We start from the raw sequence: 25,562 nt of genomic DNA, 5'->3' as shown, positions 1-25,562 counted from the left end.
CCGCCACCGCCCAGATCACCGTCACCCCCGCCGTCCTCGCCGTCACCGCCAACAACGCCACCCGCGCCTACGGCCAGGCTGATCCAACCTTCACCGGAACCATTACCGGAGCCGTCAACAGCGACACCTTCACGGAGAGCTTCTCAACCACCGCTGCGACAAACTCTCCTACAGGCACTTACCCTATCGTTCCCTCTGCAGTCGGGAGCGCCCTTTCGAACTACACCGTTGTAACCACCAATGGCACTCTTACCATAGGCAAAGTAACGCTCACAGTCACGGCTGCTAACACAAGCAGGGCGTACGGAGCCCCGAACCCAATTTTCTCCGCATCCGCAACCGGTGCGCAAAACGGCGACTCCTTCACCTTCACTGAGACAACCTCTGCCACCTCAGCTTCGCCTGCCGGTACGTACTCGATCGTTCCGACCGCCACAGGCGCAAACATCAATGACTACAACGTCGTCTATGTAGACGGGACACTGACCGTCACCCAGGCCACCCTCACGGTCACAGCCGCGGACGCCAGCCGTGCCTTCGGTGCCCCGAACCCGACTTTCTCGGCCTCCGCAACCGGCGCACAAAACGGAGACTCCTTCACCTTCACTGAAAGCACTCCTGCCCTCACGTCATCACCAATCGGTACTTATCCGATCATTCCGGTCGCATCTGGAGCGAACCTCTCGAACTACACCGTGGTCTACAACAACGGCACCCTCACCGTTGGCAAGGCCACGCTGACCGTCACAGCGGCTGACGCCAACAGGGCGTACGGCGCTCCAAACCCAACCTTCTCTGCCTCAGCAACCGGCGCGCAGAATAGCGACTCCTTCACCTTCACTGAGACAACCTCTGCCACCTCAGCTTCGCCTGCCGGTACGTACTCGATCGTTCCCACCGCCACAGGCGCGAACATCGGCAACTATACCGTCGTATACGTCAACGGCACCCTCACCGTCGGTAAAGCAACTCTGACCGTTACCGCAGCCGACGCCAACCGCACCTATGGAGTAGCCAACCCGGCCTTCTCCGCATCCGCAACCGGTGCGCAGAACGGGGATTCTTTCACCTTCACTGAAAGCACCTCAGCAACCGTAAATTCAGCACCCGGCACCTATCCGATTGTGCCTGTCGCCTCGGGTGCCAACATCAACGACTACACCGTCGTCTACAACAATGGCACTCTCACCATCGGCAAGGCAACGTTGACCGTCACCGCGGCGGACGCCAGCCGAGCCTATGGTGTAGCCAACCCAACCTTCTCTGCCTCTGCAACCGGCGCGCAGAATAGCGACACCTTCACCTTCACCGAGAGCACCACAGCTACTGCCAGTTCCGCACCCGGCACCTATCCGATCGTGCCTGTCGCTTCTGGCGCCAATATCAACGACTACAACGTCGTATACGTCAACGGAACTCTCACCATTGGCAAAGCCACTCTTACCGTCACCGCGGCGGATGCGAGCAGGGCCTACGGCGCTGCAAACCCGACCTTCTCCGCATCCGCAACCGGTGAGCAGAATAGCGACACCTTCACCTTCACCGAGAGCACCACCGCTACCACATCCTCGCCAATCGGAAACTACGCCATTGTTCCCTCTGCATCCGGAGCAAATCTCGCGAACTACACCGTCGTCTACGTCAATGGAACTCTCTCGATCGGCCAGGCGACACTGACGGTTACCGCAGCCAATGCCACCCGCGCTTACGGAACCCCTAACCCGGCCTTCTCCGCATCCGCCACCGGAGCACAGAACAGTGACTCGTTCACCTTCACCGAAAGCACGACTGCCACGCAGACTTCTCCTGCAGGCACCTACTCAATCGTCCCGACTGCAACCGGCGCCAATATCGGCAACTACAACGTCGTATACGTCAACGGAACTCTCACCATCAGCAAAGCAACCCTGACCGTCACCGCGGCTGACGCCAACCGTAGTTACGGAACGCCAAATCCAACCTTCTCTGCTTCCGCCACCGGAGCGCAGAACGGCGACTCCTTCACCTTCACTGAAAGCACTCCAGCAACCCAGGCGTCAGCCCCTGGCACCTACGCCATCATCCCAACAGCCACAGGAACCAACCTCGCCGACTACAACGTGACCTACGTCAATGGAACTCTCACAATCGGCAAAGCGACCCTGACCGTCACCGCAGCGGACGCCAACCGCACTTACGGAACGCCAAATCCAACCTTCTCCGCATCCGCAACCGGCGCACAAAACGGCGACTCCTTCACCTTTACTGAAAGCACACCAGCAAGCCAGGCGTCAGCCCCTGGCACCTACGCCATCATCCCAACAGCCACAGGAACCAACCTCGCCGACTACAACGTGACCTACGTCAACGGAACTCTCACCATCGGCAAGGGAACCCTGACCGTCACCGCGGCAGACGCCAGCCGCGCTTACGGTGCAGCGAATCCAATCTTCACCGCATCCGCCAGCGGCGCTGCCAACGGCGATTCCTTCACCTTCACCGCGAGCACTTCGGCCACCGTGACCTCTCCTGTCGGGTCTTACGCTATCGTTCCCACTGCAACAGGCACCAACATCAACGATTACAACGTCGTCTATAACAACGGAACTCTTACCGTCAATCAAGTGACTCTCACGGTCACTGCCGCAAACGCCAGCAGAACATATGGCGCCGCGAACCCAACCTTCTCGGCTAATGCCAGCGGCGCAGTCAACGGCGATACCTTCACCTTCACCGAAAGCACCTCAGCCACTGTCACCTCTCCTATAGGAAACTACGCGATCGTCCCTCTAGCGAGCGGAACCAACCTCAGCGACTACAACGTCGTCTATGACAACGGAACTCTCACCATCGTCCAGGCCACCCTCACTGTCACCGCTGCCGATGCGAACCGCACTTACGGCGCTCCAAACCCCACGTTCTCCGCATCCGCAGCCGGCGCACAAAACGGTGACAGCTTCAGCTTCAGCGAAACAACCACTGCAACCCAGGCATCTGCTGTTGGCACCTATCCGATCGTTCCCACAGCCACTGGAACCAACATCGCCGATTACAACGTCGTCTATATGAACGGAACGCTCACCGTCGGTCAGGCGACCCTTACCGTCACAGCCAGCAATGCGGCTCGCTCCTTTAACACCGTGAACCCGACCTTCTCCGCCACCATCAATGGCGCGGTGAATGGGGACACCTTCACCCTCTCCGAGAGCACCACGGCAACCACATCCTCACCAGTAGGCAACTACGCCATTGTCCCTATCGCAACTGGCACCAATCTCTCGGACTACACGACTACCTACAATAACGGCACCCTCACTATCACCCAGGCAAATCCCCAGATCTCATGGGCAGCTCCAACCATGATCGTCTACGGAACTCCTCTGTCGAACACACAGCTTGACGCCACCGCCACCATCGCAGGGATCACTATCCCCGGAAGCCTGGCCTACACTCCGTCCGCGGGTACGGTACCCACGGCAGGAACCGATACCCTGACCGTCACCTTTACTCCGACCGACGCGACCGACTATACAAGCGTTACGAAATCAGTGCCTCTGACAGTTGCACAAGCGACTCCTGTGCTCAACTGGCCGACGCCGGCAAACATGGTATACGGAACCCCATTGGGGAGCAGCCAACTAGATGCGACCGCCAACCAAACCGATGGAACTTCCATCCCCGGCAGCTTCGCATATAGCCCTGCTGCTGGAACTTACCTGAGCGTCGGCCATCAGGATCTGTCCGTCACCTTCATCCCGACTGATACCACCGACTTCACCGGTATAACGAAAACCGTTTCAATCTTCGTTACTCAAGCTGCGCTCACCGTCTCGGCGAACAACTTCACCCGTCTTTACGGCACGGTCAATCCCCCCTTCACCGGAGCTGTCACCGGAGCACAAGACGGAGACACCTTTGTCGAAAGCTTCTCTAACTCTGCCGTTACGCTCTCCCAGGTAGGTCAGTATCCGATTGTCCCTTCTGTAAGTGGAGCAAATCTTTCGGACTACACCCAGGTCGTGCAGAACGGAACTTTGTCCATAACGCAGGCACCCGCTCTTACAACATTGACTCTCAGCACCACCACCATCGCTTATGATCTGCCGGTGACGTTCACCGCCAACGTCGCCTCGACTACCAGTGGAATACCGACCGGAACGGTCAACTTCTTCGACAACGGGACCCTGCTCAATTCAGCGACCGTCACAAATGGTGTTGCGACTTATTCCACTACCTCACTTCCAGTGGGAACACACACTATTACCGCCGTCTACAGTGGAGATCTCAACTTCAGCTCAAGCACCGCATCGGCCGCCTCCGGTGCCAACACGATCACCATCCTGCCTCTGGATTTCACCATCAAGCTCACCAGCCAGGCAACAGTTGAAGGAACCTATGGCACCACGCGACAGTACACGTTCCACATCACTCCTATTGGAGGAACCTACCCAGGAACCGTTCAGCTCTCCGCCAGTCCGACCGGTCCAATCCTGGCTACCTACACCTTCTCCCCTTCTGAGATCGATAAGTTCGGCGGACCAACCGACATTACCCTGACGGTGGCCACGCGAAAGCTCGCATCCCTTGAGTCACCGCAGGATCGTTCAAGCAGACTCTCTCACATTGCTTTCGGACTCTTCCTGCTACCGCTCCTCGGGCTACGCTACTCTCGCCGCTCAGGCCGTAAGCTGACCCGCCTCATCATTCACTCGCTCCTTATCCTCTCTTCTCTGGGAGCTATCGGGACTCTTACCGGCTGCGGCGCCGGCTACTTTGACCGCACTTATCCCATCACTGTTACCGCGGTCAGCAACGGAATTCAACACTCCGTGGCCGTAGACTTCCACATCGATCAATCCCCACAGTAAAAATCGCAGCCTCAAGAGAGACTACAAGCATGCCGAATTACTCGATCTCAAAAAAAGTACCGAAGGTAGCAGGAGACTGCTTGAGGCGACTAAAGCTCGCTCTCTTGGTCTTCGTTATCGGAGTCACCGGATGCCGCTTAAATGCGCAAGCCCTCCCAACGGCCACCGCAGCTGGAGTTTTGCAGATAGGCGGCACGTTCAACTACGCAGACTCTGACTATGCTCCGGAAAAGATCAAAGGCGGAGGCTTCTACGCCACCTTTGACTTCAAGTATCACTTTGGAATCGAGGGAGAGTTCCATCAGGTCAATGACCCAGAGCCGACCGTAGCCATTTACGAACGCACCTACGAGATTGGGCCCAGATATGTCCGGCACTACGGCCGCCTCGATCCCTACGTCAAGGTCATGTATGGCCGTGGAGTCTTCAACTATCCGCCCGTCTTCGACGATCCCAAAGGAGGAGCGGCGGCCAATTTGGCGTACAACCTGGCCGCAGTCGGGGTAGGAGTGGATTACCGCTTGCTGCGCTCCGTAAATGTAAGGGTGGAGTACGAATCTCAACGATGGTTCGGCTTTCCGCCAAACGGTCTGACACCCAGCCTACTGGGGATCGGCGCTGCTTACCGGTTTCATTGAGATTCAACAACAGCCCTCTTCACCTCCGTATCTTTGGCAAGCAGTTCTTAGTCATCTCTTTGTTCTCAGGAGACGTACCGCATCACCTTATCTTTACCGCGCAACAATCTCCAATTCACCACCTTCAGCCTTCTCAGGTAACGAGATCGTGAGCGAGCGAGAAGATACATCGAAATGGAATTTACTAATTGGCGCGCCGCTATAAGTAATCTTTCCCGGCGTCGCGTCCCAATTAAATATTGTTACTTCTATGTCACTCCACCACGGCTGAAAATGCCCTTCGCGCGTTCCTATATGCAGACGTAGGCTATCTTTCCCAGATTCACAATCGTACTTCACTCGAAGATAATCTTTGTCCCTGTACGCGAAGCTGATTCCATCATCCTGATAGAGTGAGCCCTCACATTGATCTCCTGGATAGACCTTCAACGTAAGAGGACCATTTGGCTTCTCTTTCGTGCTCTGTACCAGCGGGGCAAAGGGCAGGATCGAACCTCCACGCACAAACACAGGCAACACCTCTAATTGTGGCAGGATCTTAACTGACTGAAGCTCTCCAATACCGAGAGGCACCCCTGTGCTGACCGCCACCGCTTTGTGAGGTCCGTCCGTAATTTTTTTCCCAGTCCAGTAGTCGTACCAACTGACAGGTGGAAGTGTCACAAGGTAGCTGTCAGGCTGCTCAGGATACGGAGCCGGGGCGACTAGCAGACTTTGCCCCAGCATGAACTGATTTGGAGCATCGAGATCAAGCGGGTGTTTGTCGGCGGTGGCATCCGGAAACTCAAGAAATAGTGGCCGCATCATGGGGAGGCCCGTACGCGAGTTCTCCTCGGCGAGCGTGTAGAGATATGGCATCAGACGATATCTGTCTTCAATGTACTTGCGTCGGACCGCCTCTGCCTCGGGAGTGCCAACCCACGGCTCTTGATCAGCCGTAAACTTCTCGCTGTGGTCGCGATAGATCGGATTAAATGCTCCAACCTCCAACCATTTCGTCAAAAGATCGGACGTTGTGGAACCGGCATACCCTCCGATGTCATCACCGGCCATGGAAAATCCACTGAGGCCAAGACTCAGAAGCATTGGAGTACTCATGCGAAGATGATTCCAGGTGCTGGAATTATCCCCGGTCCACGTCGCTGCGTATCGCTGCCCACCGGCGTAGGTCGCACGAGTCAACACAAACGGTCGCTGCTGCGGCTTCAGCCGAAGCAACCCTTCATAGGTTCCACGCGAATTCTCCATCCCATAGAGATTGTGAATCTCTTCATGACTTGCAAACCTAGAGACAAAACCAGGTTCCTCAATACGGTGCAGCAGACCAAGAGGCATGGTCTTCGACGGAACTTCAAAAACCGATGGCTCATTCATATCGTTCCAGAACCCAGCAGCTCCGTCTTCAGAGAACTCTTTGTAGAGACCACCCCACCAGTCGCGAGACTCTTTCCTGGTGAAGTCGGGGAAGACAGACGGTCCCGGCCATACCTTGCCGACGAACACTGATCCATCAGGGTTCTTAACAAAATGATTGCCGGCGATCCCCGTATCATAAGGTGCATACCCCTGATTAGGCCGATCCGCTATATGGAGATCCGTAATCATCACCAAGCTGAATTGCTTAGCTTTCAATTCCTGCACAAAATTGGGAAAGTTAGGAAAGGTCTCCTGATTCACGGTGAACGGAGCATTGCCAGCCTGGTAGTCGATATCCAGATAAAGTGCATCGCATGGAATCCTATCGGCACGCATACGGTCTGCTATCTCACGCACCTTCGCTTCGGTCATATAGGAGTACCGTGACTGCTGAAAGCCGAGCGACCATTGTGGAGGAAGCGGCGGGAGACCAGTCAGCCAGGCATACCCTTCAACCACCTGTTTTGGTTTTGGCCCATAAATAAAGTAGTAGTCCACTGGTCCACCATCGGCTCCGAAAGAGTAAGCCTTCGAATCTTCCTTACCGAAATCGAAGCTCGTCCTCCACGTGTTGTCCAGAAATACTCCGTAAGATCTTCCGGCATTATCAGCGAGAAAAAATGGAATAGCTTTATATAAGGGATCAGTGCTCTCCTGGAAGCGATACTGATCTGTGTTCCACATCTCGTATGCTCCGCCTCTACGGTCGAGCGGTCCCGTCTTGTCTCCCAAACCAAAATAGTGTTCCTGCCCAGGCATCCGCTTGTAGACCCTGAATCTATCGTCGTAAAACTCGATCGGCGCTGCATCCTGCAGCAAGAATCTGCCGCTTTGATCGCTGATCGTCATACTTAAGGTCGATCGATCGATCAAAACCTTGAGAAGTTTAGTGTGAAAGCCCACAGTACCGCCTTGGGCATCATAAGTCGTCGCGACAGAGCTAGTCCTAGCGCTGGGCAACACGGCCCACGAGGCATCTTCAGGCAACTTCTCTGTCTTTGAAATTCGGATTCGAAGGACATCTTCGCGCAATGCAGTGATCTGCATACTCGCTTTACCAGCCTTGAGTTCCACTCCGTTCGACAACGCTGCGGCCCCCGTAACATGGTCAAGCAGAGTCACACCGACTCTTTGAGCCTTTGCGCCCTGCGCAAACAGTTGCGGAACATTAAGTGGAAGGCACGACAGGCCCAAAGCGGCAACTAGCTTTCCGAATCGTCGTCTATTCATATCTTCCATTCAATCAACAGGAGTGGGGATTAGATTTTACAAAAGCTTCCGAATCGTACAGAAACATTATGCAACGCTGATCCAGAGCATGCCGACCGACCCGGTGGTCGAGGAATGAAAGCATAGAGAAATCAGTTCTTTGTGAGCCTCAGGGCACGGTATAACATCTCGAACATCACCGACACCGACGCGATGCTCCGCATAGCGGCGTACTATCGCAGATCGACGATAAGAGTGTCTGAGCAGTCTTTACTGTAGTTACAACATTATGGGTTGTGGAATTTCGGCCTGAAGCCGCTGTCAAGGGCCGCGCTCAGCATTTTTTACCATCAAAGATATCGATCAACGACTCGCTGACGCGAGGCCATCACTAAACGGTAGTGAGTATCTTCGAAGATACTTACTAGGTGAACGCTCTGGAGACAACTGCAAGGAGACAGATCAGAAGCTACATTATGGCTGCGTATGTAATTCGAGCTTATCGAGAGTCATCTTGTCTCATGGAACGACACCTTGCGTTGATCGAACTAGTCGGACCTCATCGCAAAGGAGAAAGATGATCCAGATCCATATTCAATAACAATACGTTCACCCGCGGCTCTCCTAAAAACCCAAACTGCCGACCTTCCGTATGCTGTGCCACAATGCGACGCACCGCATCTTCGCTCAAGTGACGTTCCTTAGCGATTCGGACCACCTGAAACTCCGCAGCCGCCTGCGTAATATCTGGATCTAGCCCTGACCCTGAAGCGGTAACAAGGTCGATTGGTACATCAGCGTTTGGATGATCGAGCTGAAACAACGCCACATCTCCAGCCACCCGGTCGATCAGCTTTTTGTTAGTTGGACCAAGGTTCGAGCCGCTCGAGTTGGCAGCATCGTACCCGTTGCCAGCTTCGGAGGGCCGTGAGTGAAAATATTGCGGAGCCGTAAAGGGTTGGCCGATAATCCGTGAGCCCATCAGTTGTCCATTTTTGTAGAGAAGCTGTCCGTTTGCCTTGTCATGAAACAACGCCTGTGCCAGTCCAGTCACGACAAAAGGATAGATCAGGCCAAACAAAACTGTTGTGATAAATGTGTAAAGCACTGCGGTAACTAAATTGCGACGCATAAAAGTTCCTTAGGCCAGATGAATGGCAGTAATGAGAATGTCAATCAGCTTAATGCCTAGAAATGGAGCCACCAGCCCGCCAACACCATAGAGAAGCAGGTTGCGGCGCAGCAGCGATTCCGCAGACATAGCTTTGTAACCAACGCCACGCAGTGCAAGCGGAATCAATCCGACAATAATCAACGCATTGAATATCACCGCAGAGAGAATCGCAGACTCGGGCGTCCGCAAATGCATGATGTTCAGTGCATTCAACACAGGAAACGTAGCCGCAAACATGGCAGGAATAATGGCAAAATACTTCGCAACGTCATTCGCAATCGAGAATGTTGTCAGCGCGCCACGCGTCATCAGCAACTGTTTTCCTATCTCCACGATCTCGATCAGCTTCGTCGGATTAGAGTCAAGATCAACCATATTCCCCGCCTCTTTCGCTGCCTGCGTTCCTGTATTCATCGCAACGCCTACATCTGCTTGCGCAAGCGCTGGAGCGTCATTCGTCCCATCGCCAGTCATCGCGACCAGCTTGCCCTCGGCTTGCTCGCGGCGGATCAGGTCCATCTTGTCTTTGGGCTTTGCCTCTGCCAGAAAGTCGTCGACACCCGCTTCTCGCGCAATCGCCGCAGCAGTCAGCGGGTTATCGCCTGTAATCATGATGGTCCGAATGCCCATCGATCGAAGCTGAGCAAACCGTTCTTTCATCCCACCTTTCACAATATCCTTCAGGTGAATCACACCCAACGCCTGCCGATTCTCGGCCACCACCAGCGGCGTTCCTCCACTGCGAGCAACCGTCTCCACCGCCGCACGAACCTCATCCGGTAAACTTCCGCCATTCTCCTTCAAAAATGCAGCGATGGCATCGGTCGAACCTTTTCGTATGATCCGCCCATCAAGATTCACGCCCGACATTCTTGTCACTGCGCTGAACGGCACAAACTCGGCCTGTAGTTCACTCAGCTCTCGCCCGCGAAGACCATACATCTCCTTCGCCAACACCACAATGCTGCGACCTTCTGGCGTCTCATCAGGCAGCGAAGACAACTGTGCTGCATCGGCAAGCTGATCCTTGCTTACTCCAGGAGCAGGAATGAACTCTGAAGCCTGACGGTTGCCCAGCGTAATCGTTCCCGTCTTGTCCAGCAGGAGAGTATTGACATCTCCAGCCGCTTCCACAGCGCGTCCTGACATCGCCAGCACGTTATGCTGCACAAGCCGATCCATTCCTGCAATCCCAATCGCTGAAAGCAGCCCGCCAATCGTTGTCGGAATAAGACAAACCAGCAGAGAGATTAATACAAAAACTGATTGTGGCGCAGTGGAATAGATCGCAATCGGCTGTAGCGTCACTACGGCTAGCAGGAAGATAATCGTCAATCCCGCAAGCAGAATATTCAGAGCAATCTCGTTCGGAGTCTTCTGCCGCTCTGCTCCTTCCACCAATGCAATCATTCGGTCCAAAAATGTCTCGCCAGGATTCGAAGTAATCTTCACCTTGATCTGATCTGATAAACACCTTGTTCCGCCTGTCACCGCGGACCGGTCTCCCCCCGCCTCCCGAATCACCGGAGCGGACTCACCCGTAATCGCAGATTCGTCCACGGAAGCGACACCTTCAATCACTTCACCATCGCCTGGAATCATATTGCCGGAGATCACGAGAACCTGATCTCCCGCCCTCAGATCCGAACTGGCGACTTCTTCCGTAGTACCGTCCATGCGAAGCCGCACCGCCGTCGTCTCCGACTTCGCACGTCGCAGCGCATCAGCCTGAGCTTTGCCTCGACCCTCAGCCATCGCTTCGGCGAAGTTCGCGAACAGTACGGTGAACCAGAGCCACAGCGTAATCTGCAGATCGAAGCGAAACGAACCATGATGAGATACCGTGTCACGAAGCAGATAGATTGTTGTAATGACGCTGCCGATCTCAACGACGAACATGACTGGATTTTTCATCATCGTGCGTGGACTCAGTTTCGCAAGTGCATCAATCAGAGCACGCCGTACGATTTTGCTATCCCATAAGGAGCGTTTGCCGGTATTTGCCATAGTTTGTCTGCTTTTCTTCTGGACTAGAAACTCTTGCCAGCGTGCATCATGAGGTGTTCAAGAATTGGTCCAAGGGAGAGTACGGGGAAGAAAGTAAGTGCCCCGACGATGAGGACGACGCCGACGAGCAACACCGTAAATAGAGGCGTATGCACAGGAAAAGTTCCCGGAGAGGGAGGTACCAACTTTTTCTTTGCCAAATTGCCTGCGATCGCAAGCATGGGAACGATCATCAGGAACCGCCCGATCAACATCGCAGCAGCCAAAGACAAGTTGTACCAATGAGTATTCGCATTGAGGCCCGCGAAAGCGGACCCGTTATTTCCTGTTGCCGAGGTGTACGCGTACAGGATCTCTGAAAGTCCGTGAGGCCCGGAGTTCGTCAGAGAGGATAGGCCTAGTTGCGGCATCATCAGCGCCACCGCTGAAAGCCCAAGAATTGACAGGGGAAAGATAAGCACATACAGCATCGCCATCTTGACGTCATATGACTCGATCTTCTTTCCCAAGTACTCGGGCGTACGCCCAACCATTAGCCCTGCAATAAAGACCGCCAACACAACGAAGATCAACATCCCGTAGAGTCCAGCTCCCACTCCCCCGAAGATGACCTCGCCCAGCATGATGTTCACCATTGGAACAAGGCCCCCCAAAGGCATAAAGGAGTCGTGCATTCCATTGACGGCGCCGCAACTGGCGTCGGTCGTCACGGTCGCAAACAATGCAGAATTCGCAATCCCGAATCGTACTTCTTTACCCTCCATGTTGCCGCCAGCCTGTGTTGCCGAAACATGCTGGTCAACCGAATGGAGGAGAGGATTTGCCTGTGCCTCTGCGTAGTACGCCACGAAGACCCCGACAAAAAAAAGAGCTGCCATCGCTGCGAATACGGCCCATCCATGTCTCGGAGATCGAGTCATCCTCCCCAGGGCCACCGTCAATCCAGCAGGTATTAGAAAGATCGAAAACATCTGCATCAAATTCGAAAGTGGTGTCGGATTCTCGAAAGGATGAGCACTGTTCGTGTTGAAAAACCCTCCTCCATTCGTCCCAAGCATCTTGATTGCCTCTTGTGAAGCAACCGGGCCCTGCGCAATGCTCTGCGAAGTCATAACTTGCGTCGATACTTTTCCATCCGTCCCTGTCACAGTGACCGCTTGTGACTGCACGAGCTTCGCTTGGTCGTAAGGCCGAAAATTCTGAACTACACCCTGCGAAACAAGTAACAGAGCATAGATGAGGCACCCAGGCAGCAGTATCCAGAGGGACGCTCGCGTTGCATCTACCCAAAAATTACCGAGTGTCTTAGATTCTCGCCGGGCAATACCTCGGATGAGTGCAACCGCTAGCGCCATGCCCACTGCGGCTGAGAAGAAGTTATGATAAGCAAGTGTGAGCATCTGGGTCAGATAACTCATCGTTGTCTCTGGCACATAGGACTGCCAGTTAGTGTTTGTCGTAAAAGATGCGGCAGTATTGAGTGCAAGATCAGGAGCCACCGCCGCGAGATGCTGCGGATTGAGCGGCAACACATTCTGCAGGCGCTCTATGGCATAGGTCACCAGCATAGAAACCACACTGAAAATCAACATTACAACGGCATACTCGGTCCATGCCATCTCGTGTTTCTCGTCTATGCCAGTTAGTCGATAAAGGAGCCGCTCGATCGGCCTGAAAATACTATCTGCCCAGGTGCGTTCCCGCTCGAAGACGCGAGCCATGTAAACGCCCATTGGTTTTGCGCACACGAGCACCAAGGCAAAAAAGAAGAAAATCTGAAACCAACCATTCGCCGTCATGATGACTACTTCCTCTTAGAACTTTTCGGGGCGCAGCAGCGCATACACCAAATAAATCAGTAGCAGCACGGTTGTAAGACCAAGCAACAGTGTCTCGATCATCCTTGTTTCTCCTTGATGCCCAACCGTTCGCATACCATCGCATAGCCGATTGCGATCATGAAAAACAAAACGCTCGCGCTAACGCATCCAAAATCCCACATCGCTCGACCTCCGGCCGAAGTCCAAATTCATTGCAGATTGCGGTTGAATTTGAGCTCACTGCGTTACTAATCATTCAAGCAGCCGATAAATAAAGAAGTTGTAGAAAAACCATAAAGAAGTCATATGTGTCACCTCTGTATGGGCTTTCGGACTGCTTTTCCATGAAGTCCTAAAGTTCAATCGCTCACTAGGGGCATGCTGTAATTACGCGATGCCTCCTACATTCACCTCCTATGCGCCTTACAAAATAAAGAGAAAACGGGGCAGAGCTCTCGGCTAGACTGGTTCTGGATCAATGCCCATGCAACGAGAGAAGTCTCCCCTGTCACCTGACGGTCGCCGAGTAAGCCTGAAGATGCTGGCGGAGCATTTGGACTTGAGTCCAGCTACGGTTTCATTTGTCTTGAACAATGCGCCGGGCCGCTCGATACCGCCGGCCACCCGGGAGAGGGTGAAGATAGCGGCAAAGAAGTTCGGCTATCAGCCTAGCTTCATCGCACGATCGCTACAGGGCTTGAAGACACATACCATTGGTATCCTCATTCCTGAACTGGGTGAGGGATATCATTCGCAGGTGCTTAGCGGCGCCGCAGAGGTTTTGATGCAGGAGGGTTATTTCTTTTTCACAGCACATCATCGCCATAAAAAGGATCTAGTTGCAGAGTACCCCAGGTTATTGCAAGCCCGCGGAGTGGACGGAATTCTGGCGATCGATACGCATCTTGAGGAAGCCCCCTCATCCCCCACAGTTTCTGTCGCCGGCCACTTCGAATTGCCGGGGATCACAAATGTGATTCTCGACCATCATCGTGCTGCAGAACTTGCCTTAGGACATCTGTACCGTCTCGGGCATCGACGGATCGCATACATGCGCGGACAGCCATTCAGCTCTGATTCACAGAAACGATGGGAATCAACCGTACAGGTTTCAAGAGCACTTGGCCTTTCAATTCCTAAGGACCTCGTCATTCGCCTGAATAGAGATATGAACTCTCCCGAGCTTGGCTATCCAGGAATCCAACAGCTACTGATGAGGCGCAGAGACTTTACCGCCGTGCTCTGCTTCAATGATGTCTCTGCAATCGGCACCATCCGAGCCCTACATGATGCAGGATTGAAAGTTCCATCTGATGTCTCGGTCTTTGGCTTTGACGACATTCAGGCAGCGTCCTATGTCGTTCCTAGCCTTACGACCATCAGACAGCCCCTGCAATATATCGGCGCTTTGGCTGCGAGTTCGTTAATTAAAAAACTTGCCCAAGAAAAGGTACCCGGAGTTATCAAAGTTGATCCTGAACTAGTAGTACGCGAATCGACAGCATCAGTTCCTATTTCGAAATAGAGAGCCGTTTGAGGACTGCACACTAAAACCGACGATAGCCTCGAACTTCTAGTTCTAGTGCTGTCTTTCCGTACCAGGTGCCGGCGATGCCTTTTCTGAGACAGGATTAGGAGCGGCTGTGACAACAGGCTGCCGAAGATGATCGAAGTTTAAGATCGCATTGAAGACCAGGGCATAGCTTCCGATGGTCTCACCGCGATAAACGGGATTATTCGCAAAAAGCAAAACATTACCCGACCCAAGATGAGCGTTGACTACGATGGCATGCTCTGCGATGGAGGCCGCTTTGTCCAACAGACCGGAGAGCAGGAGGTTTTTTTGATCTTCGAACCGAAGAATTACCTCGGGACGCAAAGGAATGGGGATGACCTGCAGATTATTACGTATCTGATCCTCATTCAAGGGTTTAGGCTGCCATGGCTGTTGTTTTAGAAGAGTTTCAGGCTCAGCTGGCTGGCGACCCTGCACAATATCGTTTTCGTCTGGACCACCACGACCTGTAGGGCGGTGTTCGTAAGGATCCATCAGCGTACGGCCACCTTGATGACCGAGCGTATCGCTTACATTGAAGGCCGTACCATTGGCGCTCATCACAGGCAACGTCGAGCCATAGCCATTCGCAATCGGGCTTGTAGGAGCGACGAAGACGCCGCTGAGGACGCTTCCCACAACGCGAACGTCATCGTGTGAAGCCATACTAACCCCTGGCGCCAAGCCACTATCGATCGCAAACTGCGCAGTGTCTTCACAAGTGATGAGCAGGCCGCCATGCTCGACAAAAGATCTGAGATGCGAAAGTCCCTCATATCCAAGTCCCGGACGCATATCAGGAGTTGAATCGAGCATGCCGAGATTTGGAGTTAGTTCAGTTTTCTGCCAAGGAAGAGCATTTCCCCACTGAGGCATCCCGTCAATGATCTCTCGCGAGGAGCTGCGGCCTACTGGGGCGAAGACAATGACATCGTACTTATCGTGCAGGTCGCTCTGGGCTGCGGCTTGAGTGCTGATATAGCTGTAAGGGATACCCGCCTTATCAAATGCCAGTCGCCACCAGCCTTCCGTTTGGGTATCAAGCCAAGTGTGCATAAAAGCAATCCGGGGCACACGTACCACGTGTTTTTCTACATCAGGCAGCGAACCCAGCCGAACGGCGTCTAATGAAAATCTTTGCAGGCACGCAACGAGACGCTGCTCATCCACTTTAGTGATAAAAAGAGTGCCACCAGCAAAATGCCTTCCCTCCGCGTCGAAGGATCTGTCAGCTGTTTCGATGCGTGCTTCTTTCAAATTATAGATAAAGGGCAAGATTGAGGTCTGGCCTGTATTCGCGATAGCGTAGACCGTGCCTGCCCCGGTTATCTTTCCGGTAGACTCCGAAAGGTTCTCCATCGAGGTCATGGGCGCATGGAGGATGGCGGGATCTGTGAGACGTACAGCTTTCACGTTGAAGAGTTGGCTGAACGACCACCCAGTATCGTCGTAAGGATGTCTCTGCGGGTCATCCGGCGCCCAGTATTGCCTATCGAGCAGAGCATCGGCGACTCTAGAGAACGGTTGATCGAGTCGGATGACATAGCTTCCCTCCGGGAACGTCTGGGTCGTGGGTTTGTCGTCGCGTTTCGCCGCCGGAACAGAGCTAGTAACAGACGAGGTGAGCTGCTGTACTTCAACATGCTGCAGCTTCAGGACCGCAAGAAGCTGCAGTTGACGATTGAGTTCGGCAGGATTAGCCGGCAAGAGATACGCGGAAGGACCGTCCAGAATAGGCTTTTGGATGGCGCGCTTGCTCTTAAAGTAATAGTTCTCTAAAAAATGATGCGTGTTGTGTGAGAAGTACGCCAGCGTGGAGAGGAGAGCACTCTCTTCGTAGTTATTATTGTCACGCTGTGACCATACGACCGTAGGTAGTGGCGGATTCTGACGATACCAAGTCCTGGAGTATTCTTCTGGCTGAAGAATCCGCTTTTCGGTATCTGCGCCTCCGTTGCCAAAGGTCTCATAGAGACGACTGATGCCATTATGCAATCCCGCAAGAAACATGAGGTAGCCGGGGCTCCAGGTGTCGAAGTCGCCGTGAGTAAACACGCCTGGCATACCAAAGGACTGCATCTGGGCAACGTTGTTCCAACCAAGTTCGGCCCATTCGTCGGCGAGCGTGGGATCGATCCAGGCGTTGTAGGGTCCGTCGCCGACTGTGTTGTCATAAAGAAATGGGACCGATTCATGAAGATCGTGCAGTACCTGCGCATGCCAGCCGAGGTAAGTATTCAGCACATTCTTGGTGAGATTGAGCGTCATGCCCATCGCATCTCGATTGTTGTCATGAGCCACATAGTGGCCCCAATACGCAAGGCGCGGCCAGTCTTGTCCAGGATGAGCCTTATGCCACCTGTATGTGTCGACCATGCGGTCCCTGCCATCGACCTCGACTACTGGCGTGATGAGAACAATCATGTGTGAACGAATGTATTTGATGTAAGGAGCATCATCCACCGCCAGGCGGTAGGCCAACTCCATCAGGGCTGTCGGAGCCCCCGTCTCCGTCGAATGGATCGTTCCCGTAATGTAGTACACAGGATAAGACTGGTCGATAAGAGGCTGCGCTTTACTATCATCGAGCCCCAGGCTTCGCGGATCGGCCAGTTTCGCCAGCCGAGCATCATTTTCCTTCTGAGTTTTTAGCAGGGATTCATCTGCAATCGCGACAGCTATCATCTCCCTACCCTCTTCTGACTGGCCGACGGATACGACTCGAACCCGTGGAGAAGTTGCCTGGAGCTGACGGAAGTACTTGTAAACCTCCTCAGCATAGGGCAGCATGTCAGGGGCGCCCGCAATATCCCCCAGAGCCTTAGCCGGAGTCGGTACCTTGTCCGAAGCAGGAAGGTAGTCGACTAAGTGCGACAAAAAACGAAGGTCGGTTGTGTATTTACGAATGGCGTCGGTATAGGACTGATCAACTCTTTGATGGCTGTCTCTGGCGAAAGTATCGTTCAGGCTGGCCTGAGCATCAGCATCAGAAGTGGCGACGAATAGTATCACCGCGAGGAATGGAGAGGACAGCTTGAGGGTCGGTCTCATAGTTTTTCAGAGAAGCTGTGTCAATTCTATTTCGAATCCCGCCACCGACAGCAGGCGAAAAGAATTTCCAATAGGGAAAGATCTCTTCGAACTCATGCACTGGATCTAATCTCCGATCAGACTCCGCCGACGAGGGTCTAATTCGAAAGCGCGCCTAAGCTGCAGCAAGTTGACATTCACTTGTCACCTTCTCGTGCTAAATCACGGATCGATGCCCTCCCTTTGTCGTGTCATAAAGATCCGAATCCTAAATCTTCATCGTACTGAATGTAAGGAAAAAGGATTCGAAAGGCTCTTCATAAATCATCAAAGATAAATAAGCGATTGTCGCGGGGCAAGGAAGCGCATCAATAGGCGAAATGACTCAATGAAGAAACAATCTCATAGCGTAGTAATCGTTGGAGCAGGTCCCGGTGGACTAGCAGCGGCCATGTTGTTAGCCAAATCCGGAGTTAAAGTTACCATCGTTGAAGCGCGCGGTCAGGTTGGCGGCCGAACTTCGACACTCACGCAGGATGGCTTCAACTTTGACATCGGCCCTACCTTCTTTCTATATCCAAAGGTTCTAAGAGAGATCTTTGCGGCTGCGGGCTATGACCTAGATATCGAGGTTCCAATGGCTCGACTCGATCCCCAATACCGACTCGTCTTCGGAGCTGGCGGAGAGCTTCTTGCTACCCCGGATGTTGCCCGGATGGAGCAGGCAATCGCCGCCATCTCCCCCGCAGATGCAAAGCAATTCAATAGCTTCATCGTGCACAACAGGGCAAAACTGAAAAAATTTCTCCCCTGCCTGCAGTCTCCTTTTCAGAGTTGGAAGGATCTGGCAAAGCCGGAGATGTTGAAGCTTCTTCCCTTGCTGGCGCCCTGGAAATCTCTAGATCAGGATCTCCAGTCTCACTTCAAGGATGAACGAATTCGGCTAGGCTTTAGCTTCCAGTCAAAGTACCTCGGAATGTCTCCGTTCCGGTGCCCAAGCCTATTCTCCATACTTTCGTTTCTCGAGTACGAGCATGGTGTCTTTCATCCAATCGGTGGCTGTGGAGCTGTAACCAGAGCGATGGCAAGGATAGCAACTGAGATGGGCGTCAAGATTCTTCTCAATGAGCCAGTCGACCGAATCATAGTTGATAATGGCAGAGCAATCGGCGTCAAAACATCAACTCGAACCCTCCCATGCGACGCTGTCGTCGTCAACGCAGACTTTGCTGGAGCCATGAACAAAATGGTGCCCAACCATCTGCGAAAGCGGTGGAGCGATAAGACCATCGCGAGCAAAAAATACTCCTGTTCCACCTTCATGATGTATCTCGGAATAGAAGGAAGTTATGAGAATCTTTCTCACCACACAATCTATTTAGCTGAGAACTACAAGGAAAACCTACGCGACATCGAGACCGTGCACCAACTCTCAAATAACCCCTCGTTTTACGTGCAGAATGCAGGAGTGACGGACAACACCCTTGCCCCGCCTCACCACAGTACTTTGTACGTACTTCTTCCGGTCACACACGAGACTTCGAAGGTGAACTGGGTTACGGAAGCGCCGCGATACCGTGCCCTTGCGCTAAAGCAGTTGGAGAAGATTGGCGTCACAAATGTTGAACGTCGCATTCGGACTGAGCGAATCATGACGCCGACTGGATGGCATGACGAATTTAACCTTTACAAAGGTGCTACCTTCAGCATGGCTCATTCGCTCGACCAGATGCTCCATCTTCGACCACAAAACCGTTTCACTGACATTGAGCAAATGTATCTGGTTGGCGGAGGCACTCATCCCGGCAGTGGGCTGCCTGTAATCTTTGAGTCGGCAAGGATTTCTTCCCGACTTTTGCTAGAAGATCTCGGAATCGAGCCTCATTGGGAGACCAACGTTGAAATATCTCGACCAATATCGCAAGACGAGTTGGTCGGAGTCACATCCTAGAAATGCGAGCGGCGATAAAAGGCAACACAAACCCAACGGCAATCGGATCCCCGACATCCGCTCACCATCGGGAACGTTATGATGCTGATGGTTTGAGGATCCACTTGAGCGAAACGCAGACAACTTGGGCAGCCACGCCGGTCGTGGAGCGCCTCAAAGTCATTAAGGCTACCCGTCACGCTATAGCAGAGAGGACTGATCAATTTTGCACGGCAGTTACGTCTAACCTTGCGCGAAATCATGCGGATACTCTAGCTGCGGAACTACTGCCACTCCTAGCGGCGGCACGCTTTTTAGAGCGACAAGCAGCGAAGATTCTGAGAGCTCGGCATCTTGGACGTCGAGGACTTCCGTTATGGTTGGGCAGCATCCATAGCGAAGTTCATCGTGTTCCTTTTGGAAAAATTCTCGTAATCGCACCCTCTAACTACCCTCTCTACTTACCCGGAGTCCAGGTGCTGCAAGCTCTCGCTGCGGGAAACTCTGTCATCTGGAAGCCGGGAATCGGTGGTGCTCCGATCGCTCAGCTCTTTGCCTACACCATGAAGGAAGCAGGACTACCGGAGAACCTCCTGCGCGTGACCGATGAATCCGTAGATGCAGCGAAGAATGAGATAGTCGAAGGAGTCGATAAGGTCTTCTTCACTGGCTCTACGAATACTGGACGCGCACTCCTCCATCAACTTGCAGAGACCCTGACGCCCTGCGTAATAGAGTCGTCAGGGTGCGATGCAGTAGTGGTCCTTCCATCGGCAAATTTGTCACAGGTTATCAAAGCCCTCACGTTTGGAATGCGCCTCAACGGATCAGCAACCTGCATGGCCCCGCGTCGTATTCTGCTTGTCAATCTAGAGGAAAAAAGACGTGCGCTGCTTGTCTCTCAATTGCAACAGGCATTTTTAGACACTCCTGGGATAACAATTCCACTAAATGCGAGACAACAACTGACAGCGCTGGTAGAGGAAGCAAAGGCATTAGGGGGCAAAGTATTGGGAGAGCTACACGCTGAAAGATTGCAGCCAATCCTCATAGTCGGCGCCAACCCTTCGATGGAGATCGCGAACGCAGACATCTTTGCCCCGGTACTGATGTTGCTGCCGGTCGAGGGCGAAGGAGGAGTATTGGCCGTACAGGAAAGCTGCCGTTTTGCTCTCACCGTTTCTATCTTCGGTGACGAGCGCGAAGCAAGAGCACTCGCATCGAAGATGATCGTCGGGACAGTCCTAATCAATGACCTTATCGTGCCTACGGCAGATCCACGCATCCCATTTGGCGGCCGTCGTCAAAGCGGATTTGGTGTAACCCAAGGTGCGGAAGGTCTGCTGGAAATGACAGCCATAAAGACATTAGCGGTGCGCAAAAGTGCAAACAATAGTCACTATGAGCCAACCACCGAAATGCACCAAAGCTTATTCACCGGCACAATCCGTGCAGCCTACGGCGGCAAGTGGCGGGATCGACTTCATGGCCTACGGCAAGCACTCGCAACAGCACGGAAATTGAAGGGTCAAGGGGATCATTGAGATGGCGGAGTCTAAGAAAAAAGTTGGCGTCGTGGGTTCGGGCCTTGCTGGGCTGGCCGCAGCTTGCACGCTGGCGGCACGTGGACATAGTGTCTCAGTCTTTGAGAAGAATCCCTGGCTAGGAGGTAAGGCAGCCCAACTCTGCGAAAAAGGTTTCCGGTTCGACATGGGACCGACAATTTTGATTCAGCCTTCAGTGGTGGAAAAGATCTTCCACGAAGCCAATCGCAAACTAAGTGATTACATAACTATGGTGCGGCTCGACCCACAATGGAGATGCTTCTTCGATGATGGCAAACGAATGGATCTAAAGGATGATCCACAGGAGATGGCTGCGTCATTGGACGCCCTTTGGCCTTTGATGGGTGCCGGCTATCTGAAATTTCTTGAGACTTCGAAACAACTTCACTCGATCAGTGACCGGTTCTTTTTTTGGCGATCGATTGGCTCCATGAAAGACACCATGGATATAGGCGGAGCTTTCGACATTAGCGTGCTAAAAGACGTGATGCGAATGCGGCTTGGCAAGACTGTCGCCGGCACAATTCGAGAGTTCATCCCAGACCCCAACACAGCACAGATGCTGGATCACTTCGTCCAATACGTCGGCAGCTCGCCTGACGCATCTCCCGCTATCCTTTGCGCCATTGGTCATATGCAGATGGAGGAGGGAATCTGGTATCCGATTGGGGGGACTCGCGCTATACCTGAGGCACTCATCAAGCTGGCAAAAGAGCTCGGAGTTATCTTCCACACAGATACAGGTATCTCACAGATCCTCACCAACAATCCGACCCACGGAGGAGCTCCCGGCGGCGTTGTTACAGGACTCGTCACAACGCGTGGCATCGAGCATCGGTTTGATGCAGTCATCTCAAACTCAGATGCTGTCCGCACCCATCGTGAGCTCGTTGGCGGAGCAGCAGCTCGAACCTTCGATCACAAACGCAGTTATGAACCCGCATGTAGTGGGGTCGTGCTCTATCTCGGTTTAAATAAGAGGTACGAACATTTTGCCCATCACGACTTTGTCTTTTCAAGAGATGCTCACGAAGAATTTCATCACATCTATGATCTTGGCGAGCCCGCACCCGATCCAACCTGTTATCTCGCTGCAACGGCATCCACCGATCCAACTTCCGCACCTGCGGGTGGGGAAGCTTTGTACGTCCTAGTGCACACCCCCTACCTCCGACCTCATCACGACTGGAAGAATATGTTTCCCCCCTATCGACAGGTCATCCTGGACAAGCTGAAGCGTACCGCCGGCATGGAAGATATCGAAGATCGAATCGTCTTCGAATCCGCACTAACACCGCAAGATATTCATGAGCGCTACCGTGTACTAAATGGAGCCATCTATGGGATCTCCAGCCACGGAATCTTTCAAGGGGCTTTCAAACCGGCGAACCGCAGCAGAGAAGTAAAAGGGATGTATCTTGCAGGCGGAGCTGCCCATCCTGGTCCGGGTATGCCTATGGTTATGATGTCAGGATGGATCGCCGCCGACTGCCTGGATCAGGATGCGCGAGTTTAATGTAGGCTTGTGCCACGAACCTCATGAACACTCCCACAATTTCGCTCCCGATGCTCAGATTCTTTCGGAGAATCGTAAGCGGATACTTTCGCCGGCACTTCCACGCAGTACGCATCAGCGGAGCTTCGAGATTCACGCACGATGGCAAACCTCTAATCGTCTATGCCAATCACACCTCTTGGTGGGATCCAATGGTCTCAATACTTCTCGCCGAGGAGCTGATGGCTGAGAGAAAACATTATGCGCCCATGGATGCAGAGGCTCTCGAAAGATATCCGATCCTTAAGCGTTTGGGACTCTTCCCCATCGAGATGAAGACGGCACGTGGCGCGGTGCAGTTTCTACGAACAGGTCTTGCCGTGTTGGCGAGCGGTGGTGTGCTTTGGGTTACCCCGCAGGGTCGGTTTTCGGATCCACGAGAGCGACCTCTTCAGTTCAAACCTGGCCTTGCGGCGTTAGCAGTACGGACGGGATCATGCAATCTGCTTCCATTGGCAATCGAGTATCCATTCTGGGACGAGCGACTGCCCGAAACATTACTCCATTTTGGTGATGCAGTTTCAGTTGTCCCTGGCGACAGCGAAGCAGCAATTGAAGAGCGACTGATCACAGCGCTCGAAGCAGCGATGAGACACTTACAGGCTCTGGCTATAACCCGCAGAGCAACCGCCTTCACGACACTCGCCCGTGGAACTGCCGGGACGGGAGGCTTCTATGCACTGTGGCGAAGAATGAGAGCTGGATTCCAGCCACAGACCTATCGCCCTGAGCACACGGTAGTTCAAGAAGGGACCAGAATGCGGGAAGGTACCAAATGATACTCGAAGCCTTTGCCCTAGCGATGATGCTGTGCGCGCTCTCACCTGCTGTCCTTTTCTGCGTAAACCTACGACGCTATCTGCCGCCAGGGGCAGCAAACGACCTTCTTTTGCCAGCGATATCTGTCCTGATCCCTGCGCGCAACGAAGAGGAATCGATCGGGGCTGCCATAGAAAGTATTCTGACAAATACAGAAGTTCTCTTTGAATTGATTGTGATGGACGACGGTTCTACCGACCGTACGTCAGAGATCGTCTCTGCTCAAGCACTGAAAGATCCTCGTGTAAGGCTCGAACAAGCTCCAATACTACCGGCAGGATGGAACGGAAAGCAGCATGCGTGCTGGGCTCTGGCCAAGAGCGCAAAGTGCGAGCTGCTCTGTTTCATCGATGCCGATGTAAAACTCAAAGCAGATGCACTCAGCCGAATGGCCGCATTCCTGACCCGCGGGGATGCAGCGCTTGTCAGCGGTTTTCCACGACAGATCACCGAGACGTGGCTCGAGTGGATGCTTTTGCCTATGATTCACTTCGTACTGCTCGGATTTCTTCCCATCATGCGGATGCGAAATGGGACCGATCCTGCCTTCGCAGCGGGCTGCGGGCAATTCATCCTGGCGCGACGCGACGCGTATTTCGTAGCCTGCGGCCACTCCAAGATTCGTAGCACCATGCACGATGGTCTCCTTCTTCCCAAGAGGTTTCGTCAGTGCGGCTACAAAACGGATCTTGCCGATCTGACAGAACTCGCCACATGCAGGATGTACCGAAACGCTCGCCAGGTATGGCAAGGATTGGCCAAAAATGCAACTGAGGGTCTGGCTGCTCCAGTGAGAATTGTACCGATCAGCATTCTTTTCGTCATGGGGCAGATACTGCCCTTTGGTGTTGCCATCTGGCTTTGGCAAACCCGCGCTTTCACAACTCCTGTATTCGTCTACGTCCTGATCGGCATAGTTGGTGCATGGCTACCTCGCGTTCTGGCTGTCGGACGGTTTCGGCAGGATTGGCGTAGCGCTTTGCTGCATCCAGCAGGCATGGTACTTCTTCTTGCTGTGCAATGGCATTCCTTCGCACGTAAGCTCATGGGCGGCGCAGTCAGATGGAAAGAGAGGTCGTACGCAGGAGAATAGTTAACTGTGGACCTATCCGCTCTCCCCTAAACCCGGTTTGAATCTCCGCTCATCTTTAGTTGCTCTCGCAACAGATCATCGACATCTCCGATTTTTTCGTTAAGAAGATTCAACTTGCTCGATAGGGTTTGAATCTCCGCTTCGGCGCGAAGGTTCACATCGTAGTCCAGCTCGCCTCGTACCCGATCTTTTGTGTCCTGACGATTTTGGCTCATCATAATGACCGGCGCCTGTATGGCGGCTAGCATGGAAAGAAATAAATTGAGCAAGATGAAGGGATAGGGGTCCCATGCTCTACCCCTCAAAATGACGTTCACCGCGGTATAGGCGAGGAGTACGGCTCCGAACAGAATAATGAACGTCCAAGATCCTCCGAATCTCGCAACGGAGTCGGCGATCCGGTCTCCAAAACTCATCTCTTCTTCAATGACATCGTTTGAATTGCGGCTAGCTCGAAGCCGAACTAGTTGCTGGGAAGCGTGAAATTGACGGCTTACAACCGTCAGCATATCCATTCCTGCCATTGGCTTCTGTTGTACCAGAGCGACGATATCGTCTCGGCTTACCTCGACACAGGTCGTCTCTTCCATGGCAAGTGCGGTAGTTTGATGGGGTGTATCTTCAAGCATCGAGGCGAAACCGAAAAACTCGCCGTCACGTGGTTCGTCTACCAGTACCTCCTGATGATCTTGATCCACAGTCGTCACCCGGACGATGCCTGACATCATCACATAGGCATGTTTTCCTGGTTCTCCCAGCTTGTAGATCCGTTGGCGCGGAGCGAACTTTCTAATCTCCACCTGTGCAGCCAAAACCGCAATCTCTTCATCGTCGAGTAGGGCAAAGAGCGGTATCTGCCGCAGTTCTTCCGCTTCACAAGCCATGGTTCACCTCGTCTTGATCC

The 25,562-nt window shown here is 53.3% G+C and carries 15 protein-coding genes; 8 read left to right on the top strand and 7 right to left on the bottom strand.

Annotated elements, in window-relative coordinates; genetic code table 11:
• Together GSQ94_RS06090 and GSQ94_RS06085 are read left to right on the top strand one after the other, a co-directional pair.
• A partial coding sequence (locus GSQ94_RS06090) for an S-layer family protein (protein WP_174240884.1) occupies positions 1-4,847 on the top strand: 4,847 nt, incomplete at its 5' end.
• Between the two features lie 80 nt (positions 4,848-4,927).
• A complete protein-coding gene (locus tag GSQ94_RS06085) occupies positions 4,928-5,485 on the top strand; it encodes an outer membrane beta-barrel protein (RefSeq protein ID WP_158942472.1) in 558 nt (185 codons plus the stop codon).
• A 93-nt stretch (positions 5,486-5,578) separates the two neighbouring features.
• Here GSQ94_RS06085 and GSQ94_RS06080 read toward each other — a convergent pair whose 3' ends face one another.
• The 5 genes from GSQ94_RS06080 to kdpF all read right to left on the bottom strand — a co-directional run bounded on the left by GSQ94_RS06080 (position 5,579) and on the right by kdpF (position 13,192).
• Positions 5,579-8,131, bottom strand: a complete 2,553-nt coding sequence (locus GSQ94_RS06080) for a glycoside hydrolase family 31 protein (RefSeq protein WP_158942470.1) — start codon at positions 8,129-8,131, stop codon at positions 5,579-5,581.
• A gap of 538 nt (positions 8,132-8,669) precedes the next feature.
• A complete protein-coding gene (gene kdpC, locus GSQ94_RS06075; protein WP_158942468.1) occupies positions 8,670-9,242 on the bottom strand; it encodes a potassium-transporting ATPase subunit KdpC in 573 nt (190 codons plus the stop codon).
• A gap of 9 nt (positions 9,243-9,251) precedes the next feature.
• Positions 9,252-11,291 (bottom strand): potassium-transporting ATPase subunit KdpB, encoded by a 2,040-nt coding sequence (kdpB, locus tag GSQ94_RS06070; RefSeq protein WP_158942466.1) that lies wholly within the window; start codon positions 11,289-11,291, stop codon positions 9,252-9,254.
• 23 nt (positions 11,292-11,314) lie between these two features.
• Positions 11,315-13,090, bottom strand: coding sequence for a potassium-transporting ATPase subunit KdpA (kdpA, locus tag GSQ94_RS06065; protein ID WP_158942464.1), 1,776 nt, complete (start codon positions 13,088-13,090; stop codon positions 11,315-11,317).
• 15 nt (positions 13,091-13,105) lie between these two features.
• Positions 13,106-13,192 carry a K(+)-transporting ATPase subunit F gene (kdpF, locus tag GSQ94_RS21780; protein ID WP_158942558.1) on the bottom strand — a complete coding sequence of 29 codons (87 nt, stop codon included), beginning with the start codon at positions 13,190-13,192 and terminating at the stop codon, positions 13,106-13,108.
• Positions 13,193-13,595: 403 nt separating this feature from the next.
• On the opposite strand from kdpF, the gene GSQ94_RS06055 reads away from it, so the two are divergent.
• On the top strand, positions 13,596-14,636 hold the full coding sequence (locus GSQ94_RS06055; protein ID WP_371417453.1) for a LacI family DNA-binding transcriptional regulator: 1,041 nt from the start codon (positions 13,596-13,598) through the stop codon (positions 14,634-14,636).
• A 54-nt stretch (positions 14,637-14,690) separates the two neighbouring features.
• On the opposite strand, the gene GSQ94_RS06050 is transcribed toward GSQ94_RS06055, so the two are convergent.
• Entirely contained in the window at positions 14,691-17,717 is a 3,027-nt protein-coding gene (locus GSQ94_RS06050) for a M14 family zinc carboxypeptidase (RefSeq protein WP_158942462.1), read from the bottom strand.
• Between the two features lie 367 nt (positions 17,718-18,084).
• On the opposite strand from GSQ94_RS06050, the gene crtI reads away from it, so the two are divergent.
• From crtI to GSQ94_RS06025, 5 genes are read left to right on the top strand one after another with little or no spacing between them, the layout of a single operon-like run.
• Positions 18,085-19,647, top strand: coding sequence for a phytoene desaturase family protein (gene crtI, locus GSQ94_RS06045; RefSeq protein WP_158942460.1), 1,563 nt, complete (start codon positions 18,085-18,087; stop codon positions 19,645-19,647).
• 2 nt (positions 19,648-19,649) lie between these two features.
• Complete coding sequence (locus tag GSQ94_RS06040) at positions 19,650-21,170, top strand: aldehyde dehydrogenase family protein (protein WP_254063676.1); 1,521 nt, start codon at positions 19,650-19,652, stop codon at positions 21,168-21,170.
• A 1-nt stretch (position 21,171) separates the two neighbouring features.
• Positions 21,172-22,707 carry an NAD(P)/FAD-dependent oxidoreductase gene (locus tag GSQ94_RS06035; RefSeq protein ID WP_158942456.1) on the top strand — a complete coding sequence of 512 codons (1,536 nt, stop codon included), beginning with the start codon at positions 21,172-21,174 and terminating at the stop codon, positions 22,705-22,707.
• A gap of 23 nt (positions 22,708-22,730) precedes the next feature.
• Entirely contained in the window at positions 22,731-23,525 is a 795-nt protein-coding gene (locus GSQ94_RS06030; RefSeq protein ID WP_158942455.1) for a lysophospholipid acyltransferase family protein, read from the top strand.
• Positions 23,522-24,658, top strand: coding sequence for a glycosyltransferase family 2 protein (locus GSQ94_RS06025; RefSeq protein WP_158942453.1), 1,137 nt, complete (start codon positions 23,522-23,524; stop codon positions 24,656-24,658). Before GSQ94_RS06030 ends, GSQ94_RS06025 begins: the two co-directional genes overlap by 4 nt.
• A 26-nt stretch (positions 24,659-24,684) precedes the next feature.
• Here GSQ94_RS06025 and GSQ94_RS06020 read toward each other — a convergent pair whose 3' ends face one another.
• Positions 24,685-25,542, bottom strand: a complete 858-nt coding sequence (locus GSQ94_RS06020) for a DUF1003 domain-containing protein (protein ID WP_158942451.1) — start codon at positions 25,540-25,542, stop codon at positions 24,685-24,687.
• Positions 25,543-25,562 lie beyond the last annotated feature (20 nt).

Origin of the sequence: Granulicella sp. S190, assembly GCF_009766095.1 — a bacterium.
GTDB lineage: Bacteria > Acidobacteriota > Terriglobia > Terriglobales > Acidobacteriaceae > Edaphobacter.
The sequence above is the reverse complement of the archived record's forward strand: the minus strand, read 5'-3'. Positions and strand labels throughout refer to the sequence as shown.